Source organism: Acidovorax delafieldii (assembly GCF_007993815.1).
GTDB classification, from domain to species: domain Bacteria; phylum Pseudomonadota; class Gammaproteobacteria; order Burkholderiales; family Burkholderiaceae_C; genus Acidovorax; species Acidovorax delafieldii.
Map to the genome: position 1 here is coordinate 172,784 of NZ_VJWE01000011.1, position 16,093 is coordinate 188,876.

General features: G+C 50.6%; 10 protein-coding genes. 5 read left to right on the plus strand and 5 right to left on the minus strand.

Translation table 11 applies throughout. The features are described from left to right. Positions 1–7 precede the first annotated feature (7 nt). The 5 genes from argC to ATF69_RS03560 all read left to right on the plus strand — a co-directional run bounded on the left by argC (position 8) and on the right by ATF69_RS03560 (position 7,882). Positions 8–943: an N-acetyl-gamma-glutamyl-phosphate reductase gene (argC, locus tag ATF69_RS03540; RefSeq protein WP_146869910.1), complete on the plus strand. Its 936-nt coding sequence runs from the start codon at positions 8–10 to the stop codon at positions 941–943. Positions 944–1,141: 198 nt separating this feature from the next. After that, complete coding sequence (locus ATF69_RS03545) at positions 1,142–3,139, plus strand: tetratricopeptide repeat protein (RefSeq protein ID WP_146869911.1); 1,998 nt, start codon at positions 1,142–1,144, stop codon at positions 3,137–3,139. An 81-nt stretch (positions 3,140–3,220) separates the two neighbouring features. Beyond that, entirely contained in the window at positions 3,221–5,017 is a 1,797-nt protein-coding gene (locus ATF69_RS03550; protein ID WP_146869912.1) for a glycosyltransferase, read from the plus strand. A 213-nt stretch (positions 5,018–5,230) separates the two neighbouring features. Continuing rightward, complete coding sequence (locus ATF69_RS03555) at positions 5,231–7,528, plus strand: pre-peptidase C-terminal domain-containing protein (protein WP_146869913.1); 2,298 nt, start codon at positions 5,231–5,233, stop codon at positions 7,526–7,528. Between the two features lie 18 nt (positions 7,529–7,546). After that, positions 7,547–7,882: a hypothetical protein gene (locus ATF69_RS03560; protein ID WP_146869914.1), complete on the plus strand. Its 336-nt coding sequence runs from the start codon at positions 7,547–7,549 to the stop codon at positions 7,880–7,882. 128 nt (positions 7,883–8,010) lie between these two features. Here ATF69_RS03560 and ATF69_RS03565 read toward each other — a convergent pair whose 3' ends face one another. The 5 genes from ATF69_RS03565 to ATF69_RS03585 form a co-directional block, all read right to left on the minus strand. Further along, positions 8,011–8,922 carry a GDP-mannose 4,6-dehydratase gene (locus tag ATF69_RS03565; RefSeq protein WP_146869915.1) on the minus strand — a complete coding sequence of 304 codons (912 nt, stop codon included), beginning with the start codon at positions 8,920–8,922 and terminating at the stop codon, positions 8,011–8,013. Further along, positions 8,922–9,956, minus strand: coding sequence for a GDP-mannose 4,6-dehydratase (gene gmd, locus ATF69_RS03570; RefSeq protein ID WP_146869916.1), 1,035 nt, complete (start codon positions 9,954–9,956; stop codon positions 8,922–8,924). The genes ATF69_RS03565 and gmd overlap by 1 nt, the downstream gene beginning before the upstream one ends. Positions 9,957–10,059: 103 nt before the next feature. Beyond that, positions 10,060–14,013, minus strand: a complete 3,954-nt coding sequence (locus tag ATF69_RS03575; protein ID WP_146869917.1) for a glycosyltransferase — start codon at positions 14,011–14,013, stop codon at positions 10,060–10,062. Between the two features lie 4 nt (positions 14,014–14,017). After that, entirely contained in the window at positions 14,018–15,304 is a 1,287-nt protein-coding gene (locus ATF69_RS03580) for an ABC transporter ATP-binding protein (protein ID WP_146869918.1), read from the minus strand. Beyond that, on the minus strand, positions 15,304–16,092 hold the full coding sequence (locus ATF69_RS03585; protein ID WP_233584297.1) for an ABC transporter permease: 789 nt from the start codon (positions 16,090–16,092) through the stop codon (positions 15,304–15,306). Before ATF69_RS03585 ends, ATF69_RS03580 begins: the two co-directional genes overlap by 1 nt. Position 16,093: the final 1 nt, after the last annotated feature.

Below are 16,093 nucleotides of genomic sequence, written 5' to 3' on the forward strand. Positions count from 1 at the left end.
CCGCACCATGACCACCCAGCCCCTTGTTTTTATTGACGGCGACCAAGGCACCACCGGCCTGCAAATCCACCAGCGCCTGCACGGCCGCACAGATCTGCAGCTGCTGACACTGCCCGAAGCCGACCGCAAGAACCGCACCCGCCGCGCCGAAGCCATCAACAGCTGCGACATCGCCATCCTGTGCCTGCCCGACGCCGCCGCCCGCGAAGCCGTGGCCGCCATCCACAACCCCTCGGTGCGGGTGATCGACGCCAGCTCGGCCCACCGCACGGACGCGCAATGGGTTTATGGGTTCCCTGAGATGGATGCGGCGCAGGCCGCGCGCATCGCCAACGCGCAACGCGTCAGCAACCCCGGCTGCTACCCCACAGGCGCCATCGCCCTGCTGCGGCCCCTGGTGCAGGCCGGCTTGTTGCCTGCCGACCATGCGCTCACCATCCATGCGGTGTCGGGGTATTCCGGCGGTGGGCGTGCCCGGGTGCAAGCACACGAAGGCCCCGAAGCAGCCAGTGCGCCCGCCTTCCAGGTCTATGGGCTGCAGCTGGAGCACAAACACACGCCCGAGATCGCGCAGCACGCCGGGCTGTCGCAGCGCCCGTTTTTTCTGCCCTCGTACGGCGCCTTCCGCCAGGGCATCGTGCTGACCATCGGGCTGCATCTGCGGCAGCTCGCGCCCGGAGCGCGAGGCGAACACCTGCACGCCTGCCTGCAGCAGCACTATGCCGGCGCCACCTTTGTCGAGGTGATGCCCCCCGCCACCACCGAAGCGGCCGAGCATCTGGACCCGCAAGCCCTGAACGGCACCAACCGGCTGCAGCTGGGGGTGTTCAGCAATGCCCGCCACGGTCAGGTGTTGCTGACCGCCGTGTTTGACAACCTGGGCAAGGGTGCCTCGGGGGCGGCGGTGCAGAACCTGGATCTGATGCTGACAAGTGGAGGTTAAGCCGACCGAGCGTGGCGCGAATGCTGGACATCACCGGTGCGGTGCAGCAATGGCGTCCGTCAATACGCGAACGCGCGCAAGCCCGATGTTTTTAAACACTTTTTCACAGTTCGTCGTACTTTTTGCTCTGCTACACTGACCCGGCACTTTGCCTCCCGCTCGGGTTGGCGCCTCCCACCCTCTCCCTGAAGCCCTTTCATGGCTGAATCCGGCAAAGCACCCTATTTTTTCGCATTGATCGTGTTGTTGGCCGTGTTGGGCGTATACCTGCCAACATTGAGCAACGAGCTGCTGTTTGACGACCTGCGGCTGACCGAAGGCTCCATCTTTGGCGTGTACGGGAGCTTGCTGGATGTCAAGCAACGCATGATTTCGTATGGCAGCTTCGTATGGATAGAGCAGATCTTTGGCGCTGGCTGGTGGAAGCAGCGTATTGTCAACATCGTGCTGCATCTCGGCGTAGTAGCGGCCATGTATGGCTTCTTCAAAGCGCTCCTGAGCCAGACTCGCTTTCCTCAGGACATTGAAGAGCAAACACACTTTGCATCCTCTCAGCGCGCCGCCTTGCGGGTGGGAGTAGCACTGTTTGCCCTGCATCCCATGGCAGCCTATGCGGTGGGCTATCTGATACAGCGGTCTATCCTCATGGCTACGTTGTTCGCGGTGCTCGCTTGCTGGGCATTCGTACGCGGACTGCAAACGCAGCGTGTTGCGTGGTACGGGGGTGCACTGCTGAGCTACCTGCTCGCCGTGTTATCCAAGGAACACGCGGTCATGACCATTGCTCTTGCAGTGCCTCTCTACATTCATATCAAGCGGCCGGGCTGGAAAGAGATCGCGGCTTTGATGGGCGGCACGCTGTTGCTTCTGGCTGTGGTCACAGGAGTTCTCCTGCACTTTTACGGCAACGTTGTCGGCCGACTCTTTGACGAGCAGTCTCTGGCTTTTGCCCAGCAGCTGGAGGCACTGCAACCGGGGGTCACGCAGCGGATGTTTCCGCTGAGCATCCTCAACCAGGCGGCACTCTTCTTTGCTTACGGACTGCTGTGGGTCGTGCCTTATGTGGGATGGATGTCAATTGACCTGCGGCCGGCCTTCCCGCTGGGGTTTGCATCGTCATGGCACATAGTGGGTGGGTTGGGGTACGCAACCCTGCTTGTGGGTACCACGTGGCTGCTGTTGCGACGCACCGGAGCGCTGAGCCTCGTAGCGCTGCTCCTGCTTCTTCCCTTAGTATGGTTTGCCACGGAGTTTTCGACCATTTGGGTGCAGGATCCGTTCGTGCTATACCGCAGCTATCTCTGGGGTGTGGCCCTGCCTGGATTGCTGGCCATAGCGCTCACAGGCTTCAAACCACGCACGATCTACACACTGGGTATCGTGCTTGGATTGGTGTTTGGCGCCCTTGCCCTTGAACGCAACCTCTCGCTGGCTGACGAAGTAACCGCCTGGACTGACGCGGCCGAAAAGACCAACCTCAAGGCCCCCGCCAACGCCGTAGGGCGTAGCCGCCCATTCTTGAATCTGGGCGCCTTTTACATACGCAAAGGCATGCTTGAGCAAGCGGAGCGGAATATTGCCACGGCATCTGCACTGCGCGACCGAGGAGAACTGGGCAGCGGTGCGGTCTTCAATTCGGGCGTCATTCTTCAACTCAAAAAGAAACATGCCGAAGCCCTTCAGGCGTTTTCAACAGCCGAGGAACAAGGCTATTCCGAGCCTGGTTTGTATTTTCACAAAGCCGAATCTCAGGCCGCCTTGGGGCAATTTGTACCCGCACTAGAAAACTTTCGCATTGCACTAGCCAAGGTAGAGAAAGACCCGCAGCAACAGAGCGTAGTACCAACCATTCGTATCCGACTGGTCGAAACAGCTATGGCCGCTCAACGGTACGACGAAGCCATCGGCGGATTCAAAGTGTTGCTTCAAGCCAATCCCAACGACCCCAGGCTACGGCTAGGCCTGGGCATGGCGTTAGTGGGCAAGGGGGAAGCGCAAGCCGCCATTGGAATCTTTGACCAACTCATCGCATCCCATCCGGGAGCCCCTGTCTATTACGGCCGGGCATTGGCACACCATCAAGCGGGTCAAGGTGCCGACAGCCTGAAAGATCTTGATGAAGCGATCAGACTGGATCCGCGGAACGCTCAGTACGGCCAAATGCGGGCAATCATTGCGGCTGCCAAAAGACGATAGTCACTCATAAATCAGGCTGGCATTCTTGTGGCGTTGCGCGTATTGCACATTGGTAAGTTCTATCCCCCGCACCGGGGTGGCATGGAGGTATTCCTTGCCGACCTCGTCAATGAACAACGAGCCTCTGGAATCGAGGCCGTAGCGATTGTGCACGGCTCGCCCGAGCCAGATGATCCGCCGTGGATCAAACGTGTCCCCGTGCAACTCCAGTTTGTCTACGCTCCGCTGGCGATGGGTTTTCGCGCCGCATTGGCCCAGGCCATCAAACAGCACAAGCCTGATGTGCTTCATCTGCACATGCCCAACAACTCGGCGCTATGGGTTTTGACACTGCGCGAGGCACGCTCGATCCCATGGGTGGTGCATTGGCAGTCTGACGTAGTGGTGTCACGCATTCGTGTCGCCATTGCACTGGCTTATAGGCTATACCGCCCTTTTGAACAGGCTGTATTGGGACGTGCGGCGCGCATTATCGCGACTTCGCCGCCTTACCTCGAAGCGAGCGAGCCGCTGCAGGCTTGGCGCGCCAAATGCGCTGTCATCCCATTGGGACTTGAGGCACCGAATGGGCCAATTACAGACGCATCCTTGGTTGCACGCTCCAGTCACTGGGTGGCAGGCAAACTTCGCCTGCTCTCCATCGGGAGGCTAACCTATTACAAAGGCTTCGAAACTCTGATCGCAGCAGCGGTTGGCGTGGCAGATGTGGAGCTACTGATCGTGGGCGACGGCGAGCTCCGTGGTGAGCTGCAAGCTCAAATCGACAAGCTAACTCCTCAGGGCCAAACACCCAACGTACGGCTGCTTGGCAATGTAGACGATGCTGAAAAAATCGTCTTGCTCCAAAGCTGTGACGTGTTCTGCCTCGCGTCTCGTGAACGGACTGAAGCTTTTGGCATGGTCCTGCTGGAAGCCATGCAACACGCCAAGCCGTGCATTGTTTCATCTCTTGCAGGTTCTGGAATGCCCTGGGTTCTACAAACCGCAAATGCGGGGATTCAAGCGCCCCCGGAAGATGTAACGGCATGGGCCACGGCGATCCAACAGATGCAAGCCAATCCTCACCTGCGCCAACAATGGGGGGAGTCGGGGCGACGAGCGTTGCAGAAGCACTTCTCCATAGGAGGCTGCGCGCAGGCCATCTACAACCAATACAGAGTGGCCGCTCCCGAAGCCGTCCTCGACACACCTCCCGGCAAGGACTTGCTCATCGTCATACCGGCGCGCAACGAAGCCGCGACCATTGGCGACCTGCTTCACCGATTGGACGCAGAAGGATGGCGTGATGTTTTGGTGATCAACGATCAAAGCACCGACGATACCCAGGCCATCGCGAGCGCGGCAGGCGCTCAGGTGCTCAGCCCCACCTTGCCCGTGGGTGCTTGGGGAGGAATGCAATTAGGCATCCGATACGCGCTTCGACACGGATATCAGGCCGTAATAACCATGGACGCAGATGGGCAGCATGAGGTCGACGAAATACCCACATTGCTCCAAGCGCGGCAGCAGGCTGACCTCGTTGTAGGAGCCTTCCCCGAAAGAGCCAGCCCATTACGCCAATTGGCCTGGAACTGGTTCAGACATCTCGCTGGCTTCGATCTGCGTGACTTGACATCTGGCTTCCGCCTATACAACCGCCAGGTTCTGGAGGTTCTAGCCTCGCGCGAGGCTACGCTGCTTGACTATCAGGATCTCGGTGCGCTGCTACTTGTGCGCCGCGCTGGCCTCCAGATCACCGAAATCCCTGTCAACATGAACATGCGCACCATAGGGAAATCGCGTATTTTCAATTCATGGCTCAACGTGGCGAAATACATGCTGGCCACCAGCCTGCTCTGCTTGGCGCGCTGGGATCTCCGTTCGCGCAGCACCCCGTAGGACAAGGTCAGGCACAAAAGCTCGCGGGATGGACTGTTGCGCTCCAGCCGCTTTGCACATATTTGTTAACAATACAAAGATTAACCACCATAATCTTTGAAACAGTCTGCTTCTTTGACTCAGAAGTTGGGTTGCACCCACGATCTGCGCGTCTCGCGTTGACTTCATGGCTGTGTGCCGGGAAAAGACAACCAACATGAGAATGAAAAAATAATGCGTCTATCTATCTCAGCATGGCGCTCTTCGATAGCCGTTTTGTCTGTCACCGCGCTGGCAATGTTTTGCGGGCAAGCGTATGCACAGCAAGTAATGCAACTTGTCCCCGGGCAGGCGCCGTCCGATAGAACCGCCCTGGCGGCATTGAGTGTCAAGCCCGGGGAATCACTGCGGATCGAAAACCTCCGCGTCAACGACGCTAGCCCCACCGTAGTGAACCTGGAGTTGAGCCGCTCAGAGGTGGTAAGCGCAGGGACCCAATACACCGTGGTTGATGACAAGGGTCGTCGCGCCTACCCACTGGCCGTCAACGCCCACTTTGTGGGGGTTGTGCAGGGCAAGCCAGACAGCTATGCCTTTGCGACAGTGTCCCCCGATGGTGAAATCCGCACCATCATTCATCAGGACAAGGATACGCTGTTGAACGAGTTGGTGCCGGCACGCAGTAGCGGAGACGGCAAAGCGGTTTCGCGGGCGGTGGACCATCAAAGGGATTTCGTCAACAGAGAGTTTTCTTGCGGCGTGACACCAGCCTTCCTGCAAAGCGACCCGACCCAGCGCAAACTTCTTTTCCAACAAGTTTCGAACACTGGTGAATCAGGCTCTTCGCAAGCCATAAGTGAAAAGGCAGGCACCCAACGCAGGGCAGACATCATTATTGATAGCGACTATGAGTTTTACCAACTCAAAGGAACCGAGGCAGCCGCATTCAACTACGTTGTGGATCTGTTCACCTACGTTGGCACCCGGTACCAAGCTGAAGCCTCTACCCGATTCAATTTGAAGCAGATCATTATTCGGACGACCACAGTCGACCCATGGAACGCCACGAATACGAGTGCCATGCTGACCGAGCTCCGCAATTACGGAAACGGGGGTGCCTATGCACCGCAGACATGGCACCATGTTCACCTACTGAGCGGCAAGCCCGCGGGCGGCGGGATTGCTTACGTCAATACGCTAGGTGCTCCCAGTTACGCGTATGGTGTGAGTGCGGCGCTCGCAGGTAATTTCACGCCCTCAAATCCTCAAGTGATTTGGGACTCGGTGGTAGTAGCCCACGAAATTGGACATGCATTTGGTAGCTCTCACACCCATGATTATGACAACCCCGCCGTAGTACCCTCTCCTAACACAGGCGGAGCTATCGATTGCTGCTACTCAGGTAATGCAACCGGCCAGTGCGGCATCGCTTTGGGTGGGCCTGATCGTTTTGGTTATTTGCCAGGGCTGAGTTCGACCACGGGAGGTGGCGCGGGTCAAAGCAACGGCACCATCATGAGCTACTGTCATCTGCTATCAGGCGGAATGAGCAACATTGCGTGGTCGTTTGGTACAGGGCATCCGTATGGGGTCAACGCTGGGCGAGTGCCCATAGTCATGACTGGACAAGCACAGACCTACCTACCTCTAGACGCTTCCAGCACGTACGATGTATACGTCACAAAAGCAGGTGCTGGTGCAAGCACAGGCACGGTTACCAGCGCACCCGCAGGTATTAACTGCGGTACTGACTGTACAGAAGCTTATTCAGTCGGCACTTCAGTGACCCTATCGGCCACTGCAGGCTCAGGCTATGTTTTTGCCGGCTGGTCAGGGGCTGGTTGTTCTGGCACAGGCACTTGTACCGTCACGGTGGACTCCTACAAGGGCATCACCGCCACTTTCACGATTCCACCTGTCGGCGTGCTCTCCATCGCAAAAATTGGTACCGGGGGAGGTACGGTAACGCGGTCCAGCGGCACTCTTAATTGCGGGTCAACCTGCACGGAGTCTTTTACTCCCGGAGCTACTGTCACGCTTACAGCGACTCCTGCAGCCGGTAGCACTTTTGCCGGATGGAGTGGTGGAACCTGTAGTGGCACGGGTTCTTGCTCTTTCACCATCAACGCCAGTACAACAGTCAATGCCCAGTTCAATCTCACCTCGGGCGGCACAACCACCACCCCCCTCCTCCAAAGCAATTTGTCAGGTAGTGCGGGTTCTACCCAGTATTTTTCCGTAGTTGTACCCGCTGGCGCTACGAACCTTGTTATTCAAATGAATGGCGGGTCCGGGGATGTTGACCTGTATGTCAAGTTTAATCAGGTTCCTACACTCAACTCTTACGACTGCCGCCCTTATCTAGACGGGAACGCAGAAACCTGCACTTTCACAACACCAAGCGCAGGCACTTATCATATTATGCTCAGTGGTTATCAAGCATTCAGCGGGGTCACTCTTGCAGCGAGCTACCAGTATACAAAAAAAATAAACGTTGATCTTACGCCCATTCTTAATCTTTTACTTGACTAACTTTAAAATAGAGGTCTTATGAAAAAATTTTTTAATATAATTTTTACAGCATCGATTCTGACATGCTTCAACTCTGCAAACGCCGGAATTTCCTCTGGAAAGGTTACCAGTGTTTTTATGCACACCCCGGATGTTGTAATGTTTGCAGCTGGACCAATGAGCAACCCTGCAGGCTGCGTAAGCAGTGTTCAACAATGGGCCATTAAACTATCCGACCCAGCCGGAAAAGGCTTTCTCGCAATTTTACTCTCAGCACAAGCGCAGGGAAAATCAGTATATGTCCAAGGCTATACCAATACATGCCGCGACTGGCCAGATCGGGAGTTACCATCTTATATTGTCATTCTCGATTAAAAATACAAGCCACATCAAAAAATATTTATTGGATCAAAATCCAGCTCTCAAAACATCACTACTAAATATTTTCAAAAACTTATTAAAAAACAACCGAATTGCATCCACGATGATTCAAGAGAATTAGATCAATTTCCTCGAAACATCCAGTCAAGTGTGGTCTGCAGTTTTGGCGTATGCCAGTCGCCAATTAGTCCACGCAACTTGGCGCTGTCACCGCTCAATGATCTGACTTCGTTAGCACGCACAAAAGCCGGATCGATCTGTACCTCCAGCGTGTGCCCTGCTATACATTCCAACATCTGTATCAATTCGCGCAATGAATGAGGATGACCGGAACATACATTGACAGTGACTCCCGCAGGACACACCTCAAGCAAACGACGATACGCCCGAGCGACGGCCCGCACATCAGAGAAATCGCGCCACACATCAATGTTACCAAGTTGAATGATATTCGCGTGCCGACGAAAATGAGCCACTATTTTAGGAACCAAAAAGACTTCTGATTGCCCGATGCCGGTGTAGTTAAAGGGCCTTGTTATTACTATAGGCAGTCGACTCATCCATAGCCGAGCCATCTGCTCCATGGCAATTTTACTGACTGCATAATCATTGGCAGGATTCAGAGGGGCATCCTCTGCCAAGACCCCCCCAGAAGAGTTGCCATATACATTTGCACTACTGGCCAACAATATGCATTTTGGCCTATGCATAGAGCTATCAAGTGCCGCCAACAGATTTCGCGTGCCTAAAAGATTCACTTTGTAAAAAGAATCTACGTTATCGTGCCCCACAAAAGCTATCGCAGCAAGGTGAATAACAAAATCGGGCTTCACTTCCGATACAACAGCGTTTACGCCAACGGCGTCGAGCAAATCTACGCAACGATAGCGTAGATCTACTGCATCAGGCTGTGTTCCAAGGCCATAAACCTCCCACCCATGAGCCAGCAACTCTGAAGCAACATAGCGACCAGTGAATCCCTTTATCCCTGTAATCAAAGCTCTGGGCTTTGCTGCGACATTTTCTATTGCCATCAGAATGACCAGCCACCCTGGTTACGCCTCAGATCAGCCTCCACCATCATCTGGCATAACTGCTCCAGGGTGGTTTGAGGCTCCCACCCCAACTTCGCTTTGGCCTTAGCAGGATCTCCCATCAACAGCTCCACCTCTGAGGGCCGATAGAACCTTGGGTTCACTCGCACAACTGTTTTACCTGTAGCGATATCTACTGCTATTTCAGAATCGGTTGCCCCCTTGAACTCCACATCGATGCCCGCTCCTCTAAATGCCATACGCACAAAGTCTCGCACCGTTTCAGTACGATTAGTTGCCAACACAAATGTATCAGGTTCTTCAGCCTGGAGCATACGCCACATACCATCCACATATTCTTGAGCAAAGCCCCAGTCACGCTTGGCATCTAGATTCCCCAACTCCAATGTATTAATTTTACCCAACTTAATTTTCGCGACACCATCTGTAATTTTTCGCGTGACAAACTCTAGCCCACGCAATGGACTTTCGTGGTTAAACAAAATACCACTGCTCCCAAAAATATCATAACTTTCGCGATAATTCACAGTCATCCAATGCGCGTAAAGCTTCGCAACCCCATATGGACTACGGGGGTAGAACGGCGTCTCCTCCACCTGAGGAATCGCTTGCACCTTGCCGAACATCTCGGAAGTACTGGCTTGGTAAAAACGAATCTTTGGATTAACTATACGAATGGCCTCAAGCAAATTGACCACCCCAATACCGGTTATGGCCGCAGTCGTTACAGGTTGTTCAAACGAGACGCCGACGAAGCTCTGAGCTGCCAGATTGTAAATCTCCGAAGCATCGGTATTTTGCAACAGGCGAATACTTGATGATAAATCAGTTAGATCATACTCAACCAAATGCAAATTGGCACACTCACGTATGCCCAATTCTTGGATGCGCCAAAAATTGACTGAACTGGTACGACGAAAAGTACCATATACAACATAACCCTTATCAAGCAGAAATTTAGCCAAATATGCCCCATCTTGGCCCGTAATACCCGTAATAATTGCCTTTTTCATAAATCGATATAAATATGTTATTTAACCCGAAAATCAAGTTAAAAAAATTTGCAAACCATCAACTGCCTATTTTTGAAAATTTCATTATTCAAAATTACACAGATTAGGCAACAACACTCGCAAGAAGCTTCTCTCGTCGTAACGATTTAATTATATTAAATAGTCGCTCAGACAAATATTCCCAGTCATGGGACCTCAACCACTCCTCTTGGCGTTCGAACAACGGGTTGTCTTTTCCTTGAGCATTGAAGAGATGCGACACCGCACTAACAATATCTTGCACCTCTGAGCCATCCATCCTCCAAGTTACATCCGCGAGATCTGAAAATATCTCAAGGGGGCTAACAAGAACTGGTTTAAGAGTAGAAAGTCCAACCGTCACTGCAGCACTGGAGCTTTCTTGGGTATGCTTATAGGGAAAAATTACACAGTCAGCGGCGCCCAATTTTTTTTGCGAATCCTCAATTGGTAAATAATCAGTCATCCAATGAATATTTTTTTCGACTCCAAATTTCTTTGCAATCTTTCGACATTCTTCAATATAAATTGAACTGCGCTTATCCAAGATAGATGTCACAGCAATCAAATGAACTGACCTTTTGGTGACAGAAATTAGTGGTGGTATTGCCTTGATCAAAGTATCAATTCCCTTGTGAGGCAAGGCAAAACCAAAGCAACCCAAAACTAACGCATCTGAAGGAATATTTAATTCAGCTCTCACAGAAGATGAATCAGAGGGCGCTAATGGCGCCACCCCCCCCAATTGGAGCAGCATCACATTCTCAACCAAACCCAATGCAAGCAAATTATTTAAATCTTGAGGCTTGTGCACAATAATTCGATCTACCTTACTCAATGCTTCGATCACAGTCGAGGTCAGTCTCGAATCATGGAGCAAGGGTTGTGTTGAATGCAACTCCAGAACAACTACCACACCCACTTTACTCAAATGAGCTAGTTGCTCGCAAAGAGCCTCCGTAAGAGGGAATAGACTGGGTTGATGCTGCACAAAAACAATATCAGTATTACTCTGATTTATTCGCTCAAGAAGTTTGTGAACACTATCATTTTCGCCAGCCCTCCAAGCTATTTCAGCATCTGGCGGAACATTAACAGTACGATCATCACAATATATTTTTAAAATCATCCGACGTTTATAAACACTCGGTGACAATAAGCTATTAGCATATTCTGCAATCCCGCATCGCGTTGCCCATGGGCTAACCGCAGCAACTCTTAGAGGAGAAGATTCAGAGCGGGATTGGTTTTGCATCCATTGTGCACTCCGTATTAATGAGCTAGCGCAGTTAGCCCAAGTATAAATTTTACGTACGTGCAATGCACCAGACTTAACCCGAGCCTCCAGTTCGGGATCCCTAATAATAACTTTTTCACGCACTCTCCGCATTTCATCTGCCAAATGTAGGGGGTCGGGTTCCACCCAACAGGAATCACTGCTCCGCAAATGACTACGGGACGCTGAAAATTCGAAATTTATCAGCGTAGCAGTCGCGTGTGTACAGAAATCCGCATGGGCGCTATGCCCCGTTGTTATGACTGGTAAGGCCAAAGCCAACGCTTCTGCCGCAGGAAGATTGAAGCCCTCTCCGCGCGACGGCAAGACCATGCAATGCGCAGTTCGATAAAGCCTAAGCATGTTCAAATCATCCAAGGGATTCTCGTCAATAATGACTTTGGGGGGAAACTTCAACCCCTCACTTAAAGACTTCAGCTGTGCATGCACCTTGTTATGTGGATTTGGAAATGTCTTTATGTATAGCTCTACCGAATCAGCAGAAGTAAAAGTATTTAAATATGCCGACAAAAGTACATCAATCCCCTTGCGTTCGAACGCTGACGACACATGGAGGAAGCGAAACACCTGCCCAGCAGACACGGTTAGTTTATCAATAGGCTCTTCACTCTGATCAATCAAATGATCTATCCCGATCGGAATGACAAAAACCTGGATACCACAGCCGGAATTTATTAATGCCCTTTTAACAGAGGTCGCAGCGACCCAAACAATATCAAAATTATTGTTAATATTTCGAACTACATCGATAGGGACAGAAGTTTCTTCCCAGAAGAATAGCACTCCACGCATGCCACATGGCTGCGTATCCGCAATAACTGGATAGTGATGTACTATTGAAATAGTGCCTTGGATCTCCTCAGAAGGAATTTTTCGCCAGAGCGCATCGTGTATAAGTGAGTCCTGCTCAGGGCTAAGCCTCGGCATCTCAGAACACAACTCATTTTCGTACGGTATATAGCTAAACCGTTTCTCATTAATACTTTCCATCCCAACGGCCAATCCACGATTAACTATAGCCAAACTATAGGCTCCTTCCACATGACCAACCAGCCTCACCCAGCAAGATTTAGCAATAACCAGTTCAGGAAGTGACATTGCTTCAGGAAGAACTGGAGTTTCAGGAAGAACTCGAGGATGATTTTTAAAATCTCCACTAATCGGAATTTTGTTAAATTCTACCTTGTGTACATGAGCAAACGGCGTACTCAACAATGCCTCTTTAAGTACATTTCGGCGGATTGCGACACTAACTAATTGGCGATGCAGCTCAGGGTAACGAATGAGCCATCTGCTTAGAATAAAGCGGATCTTTGGATAACTAAAGACTTGTCCAAATAGCCAGCCCAGAAGAGGCTGAGATTTTTCGATTCCGAAGAATAAAAGATAATTTAAAAAATTACGCACTACGAGTACAAAATCAAAGAATTTACCCGCCATCCACCGAAGTGGAGAAGAGATACGCCAAGACAGACTTTGATAAATTCCATTAATTTTCAACTGAAGTTTTAGCGTTTCTTCTTGATAAAAGGTGGCTTTTTTTTTGAATTCACTGATTTCATGCTTCTTCTTTTGAATTTCTGCGTGCAAATCTAAGATTTGCGCACGCCCTGAAGCAGCCTCGCGCGCCAAATCGTCAAAACGTACGTCTTGCTCATCTTGCAATTTTTTTGAAATATCACGAATGCGTTGAGCTAGTAAGGTCTCAGCACGAATCGCCAACTCACGCGCCCGACTTTCGTGCTCGGTTGTTCTTATAAGATCCGAGGATGAAACCATTTCATGCGAAAACGAAGGTCGGTGACGCTCCCGCGCAATCTGGATTGCGCTGAGATCAGCCTCAGTCCAACCACCTTCTATGAGCCACCGATGGACTCTTATCTCAAGAGGTAGAAAAAATTGACTATCTCGTTCTGAGTACCGGCCTTGAGGCACTTCACAGTCAGAGAAATTGATTTCATTGATGCCCATGTTTTTGAGGGCAGCTAGAATTTCCAACTTGTAACAGGAAGAATCACTAAGGCTATCAATATTGATCATCAGATCCGCATGAACCATTCCCTCCCGAAGAGCCAAGCACCAAAGAAGGTAAAAAATGAGATAGCTTTTCTCACTAGTGAGTGCAATATTTTCATAAAATGAAAACAAATTGCTCAAACTCCTTTCCGAGCACGAAGGAATATCAAGCTCTGCCCAGATATTCTTCACAAGCGGAGGTGCTTGAGGAGAACTAACGATTATTAGATTTACAACATCAAAATATGACGTGACCTTATATGACCACCACTGATCCCATGGATTGCGCCATAAATATACGTGACTTCCTTCGAGATGCCTTTTAATAAACTCGATACGACCCGATGTGCGGCACTCTTGGAACACAGGTCGGCCTTTAGCGCCTCGTGCCAGGGTTCTCCAGTACTCAATTTCCGCTTCACTTTCTGGGTCGTAAAAATATTCTTCGTAGATTATTTTTTCGTTAATCGCTTTTTCCCACACAGGCCAAACATCGATTAATTCATCAAAATAAGACTTCTCCAGTTTTGGATGACGGAGCAGCTGCGTCTTAGAATCGAGATCATCAAATCTAAGACTAGATGGATCCGCCCTGTAGTAATAAGCAGCCTCGTGAAGAGGTTCCTGATAACACCAATAGCCCCCGCAACTACGACGAAATACATTGAATATATATGTACTTCCCGCACGAAAGATAGAATGAACGAAGATCGGCGAATTTTGCATAGATTTAATTTCGCAGAATGACTTCACTGCTCACATCTAGTTGAGCTTTCATATCCATCAACCCAGCAACAACGGTTAGCCCCTCTCCAGCAGTGACACGTAGCAGTGCCGAATCAACTCTTCGGCTCAAAAACTCAGCACCATGCTCCCCCTCTATTCTCACACCACAGTTTAGATAATAAATGCCCGGGGCCAATTGATTTTTCAAAGAAAAGCAAACCTGAACAACATCGCCAGATTTATAATCTGTATCAGACAATTCGTCCAAAGTTGAATCAGTCCCGTACAGCGCCACACCTTCACGGGTTTTTAGCATCATGGCAAAAATAGGATTTTTGACATCTTCAATAAATCGGACGCGATAGCACCATTGAAAAGGAATACCAGACTCAACAACATTAATTCGACAGCCATCAGTGTCAGCCAACCAGCAAGCTTCTATATCAGCTTGACCGTTGCCATAGATTATTTCGCAACTCACGGCAAGGGACTGATCGAAGTGAGAAGCTTCTATCGCTGATTTTAAATTAATTTGAAATTCCCGCTTATTTTCCCCACCTACTTTTCGATCACCAAATAAGTACCGCTCATATTCATCACAAACTTGTTTGGACGCACCCGATATGACCAGAGTACCTTGGTTTATAAATAATGCCCGGTTACATATTTTTTTTATCGCGTCGATATCGTGACTCACAAAGAGTAATGTAGTACCTGCCGCGCGAAACGCTTCAATACGTTGAAAGCATTTACGCTGAAATGAAGCGTCACCCACCGACAGCGCCTCATCAACAATGAGCACATCTGGGCGGATTGCCGTGGCCACCGCGAAAGCCAGTCGAACTTGCATACCACTTGAGTACACGCGCACAGGTTGATCAATGTACTTCCCAATATCTGCAAATTTCTCGATTTCGGGTGTAACTAGCGATATTTCTTCAGCTGTATGGCCGAGCAACTGCCCCGCCATGAATATATTTTGTCGACCTGTGAAATCCGAATGGAATCCCATTCCCAATTCAAGCAAAGCAGCAACCTTCCCATTTACATGGACCCCCCCCTCCGTCGATTGAGTAGTACCGGCAATAATTTTTAGCAGTGTGCTTTTACCAGCACCATTTTCCCCCACAATACCAACTGCTTCTCCAGGCTGTAAGCTGAAAGAAATACCACGCAATACCCAAGTTTTTTCGTGACGAGTTTTACCAGTTACCCATTCAACGATTCGTGACCATTTACTTGGATAACGCTTATAAGCTTTACCGACATTTGAAACTACGAGGTTACCCATTACAATTCGTCCACCAACTCACCCACATGTGAAAGAAAGAACCGACCCCCTAATAATAAAAATAACATCGAGAGCAAAGCAAGTGGTATCAGACTAGCAAAGTCTGGCATGCGCTGGTTCAGAAACAAGGTTTGATAGGAAACCATCAAGGGCTGCATTGGGTTGAATCGCAGCACTGCTCGCGCAGCAGTTGGCAAAGAGTCGAACACATAAACAATTGGTGTGAGCCAGAACCAGAACTGCACCACAATGCCCATTAACTGCCCAATGTCCCTGAAAAAGACGTTGAGTGTTCCCAAAAAGATACCAAGGCCCAGAGTAAAAAGCACCTGCAATGCCAGCAAAGGCATAACAGCTAGAAGCGCCCATCCTGGCCAATGACCAATCAAGGCTAAAAAGGCGAGGTACAAGGCAAACACAATCCCAAAGTTGACCAACGCAGAGACTGCAACAATGGCTGGCAGGCAGATGCGTGGAAAGTTAGATTTTTTGATCAGATTGCCATGTTCTAGGAACACGCCGTTCAGACGTCCGAGCATTTCTGAAAACAAGCCCCAGGTCAGGACCCCTGCACACAGGTAGATGCTGAATGCAAACGGCGTTTGCTCGTGACCCGCAAGACTGGGGCGCATGAGTTGGCCGAACACCACGGTGTAAATAATGATCATGGCCAGCGGGTTGGCCACTGACCAGAACGCACCCAGCAAAGATTCGCGGTATTTCCCGTGAAACTCCCGCATGACACTGCTCCAGACAAAGCCGCGGTAGCCCCAAAGGGCTTTAAGCATA

What these genes read in the sequence shown, in the direction of transcription:
- argC (WP_146869910.1), top strand. Translation starts at nt 8, where the DNA reads ATGACCACCCAGCCCCTTGTTTTTATTGACGGCGACCAAGGCACCACC.
- ATF69_RS03545 (WP_146869911.1), top strand. Translation starts at nt 1,142, where the DNA reads ATGGCTGAATCCGGCAAAGCACCCTATTTTTTCGCATTGATCGTGTTG.
- ATF69_RS03550 (WP_146869912.1), top strand. Translation starts at nt 3,221, where the DNA reads ATGGAGGTATTCCTTGCCGACCTCGTCAATGAACAACGAGCCTCTGGA.
- ATF69_RS03555 (WP_146869913.1), top strand. Translation starts at nt 5,231, where the DNA reads ATGCGTCTATCTATCTCAGCATGGCGCTCTTCGATAGCCGTTTTGTCT.
- ATF69_RS03560 (WP_146869914.1), top strand. Translation starts at nt 7,547, where the DNA reads ATGAAAAAATTTTTTAATATAATTTTTACAGCATCGATTCTGACATGC.
- ATF69_RS03565 (WP_146869915.1), bottom strand. Translation starts at nt 8,922, where the DNA reads ATGGCAATAGAAAATGTCGCAGCAAAGCCCAGAGCTTTGATTACAGGG.
- gmd (WP_146869916.1), bottom strand. Translation starts at nt 9,956, where the DNA reads ATGAAAAAGGCAATTATTACGGGTATTACGGGCCAAGATGGGGCATAT.
- ATF69_RS03575 (WP_146869917.1), bottom strand. Translation starts at nt 14,013, where the DNA reads ATGCAAAATTCGCCGATCTTCGTTCATTCTATCTTTCGTGCGGGAAGT.
- ATF69_RS03580 (WP_146869918.1), bottom strand. Translation starts at nt 15,304, where the DNA reads ATGGGTAACCTCGTAGTTTCAAATGTCGGTAAAGCTTATAAGCGTTAT.
- ATF69_RS03585 (WP_233584297.1), bottom strand. Translation starts at nt 16,092, where the DNA reads ATGCTTAAAGCCCTTTGGGGCTACCGCGGCTTTGTCTGGAGCAGTGTC.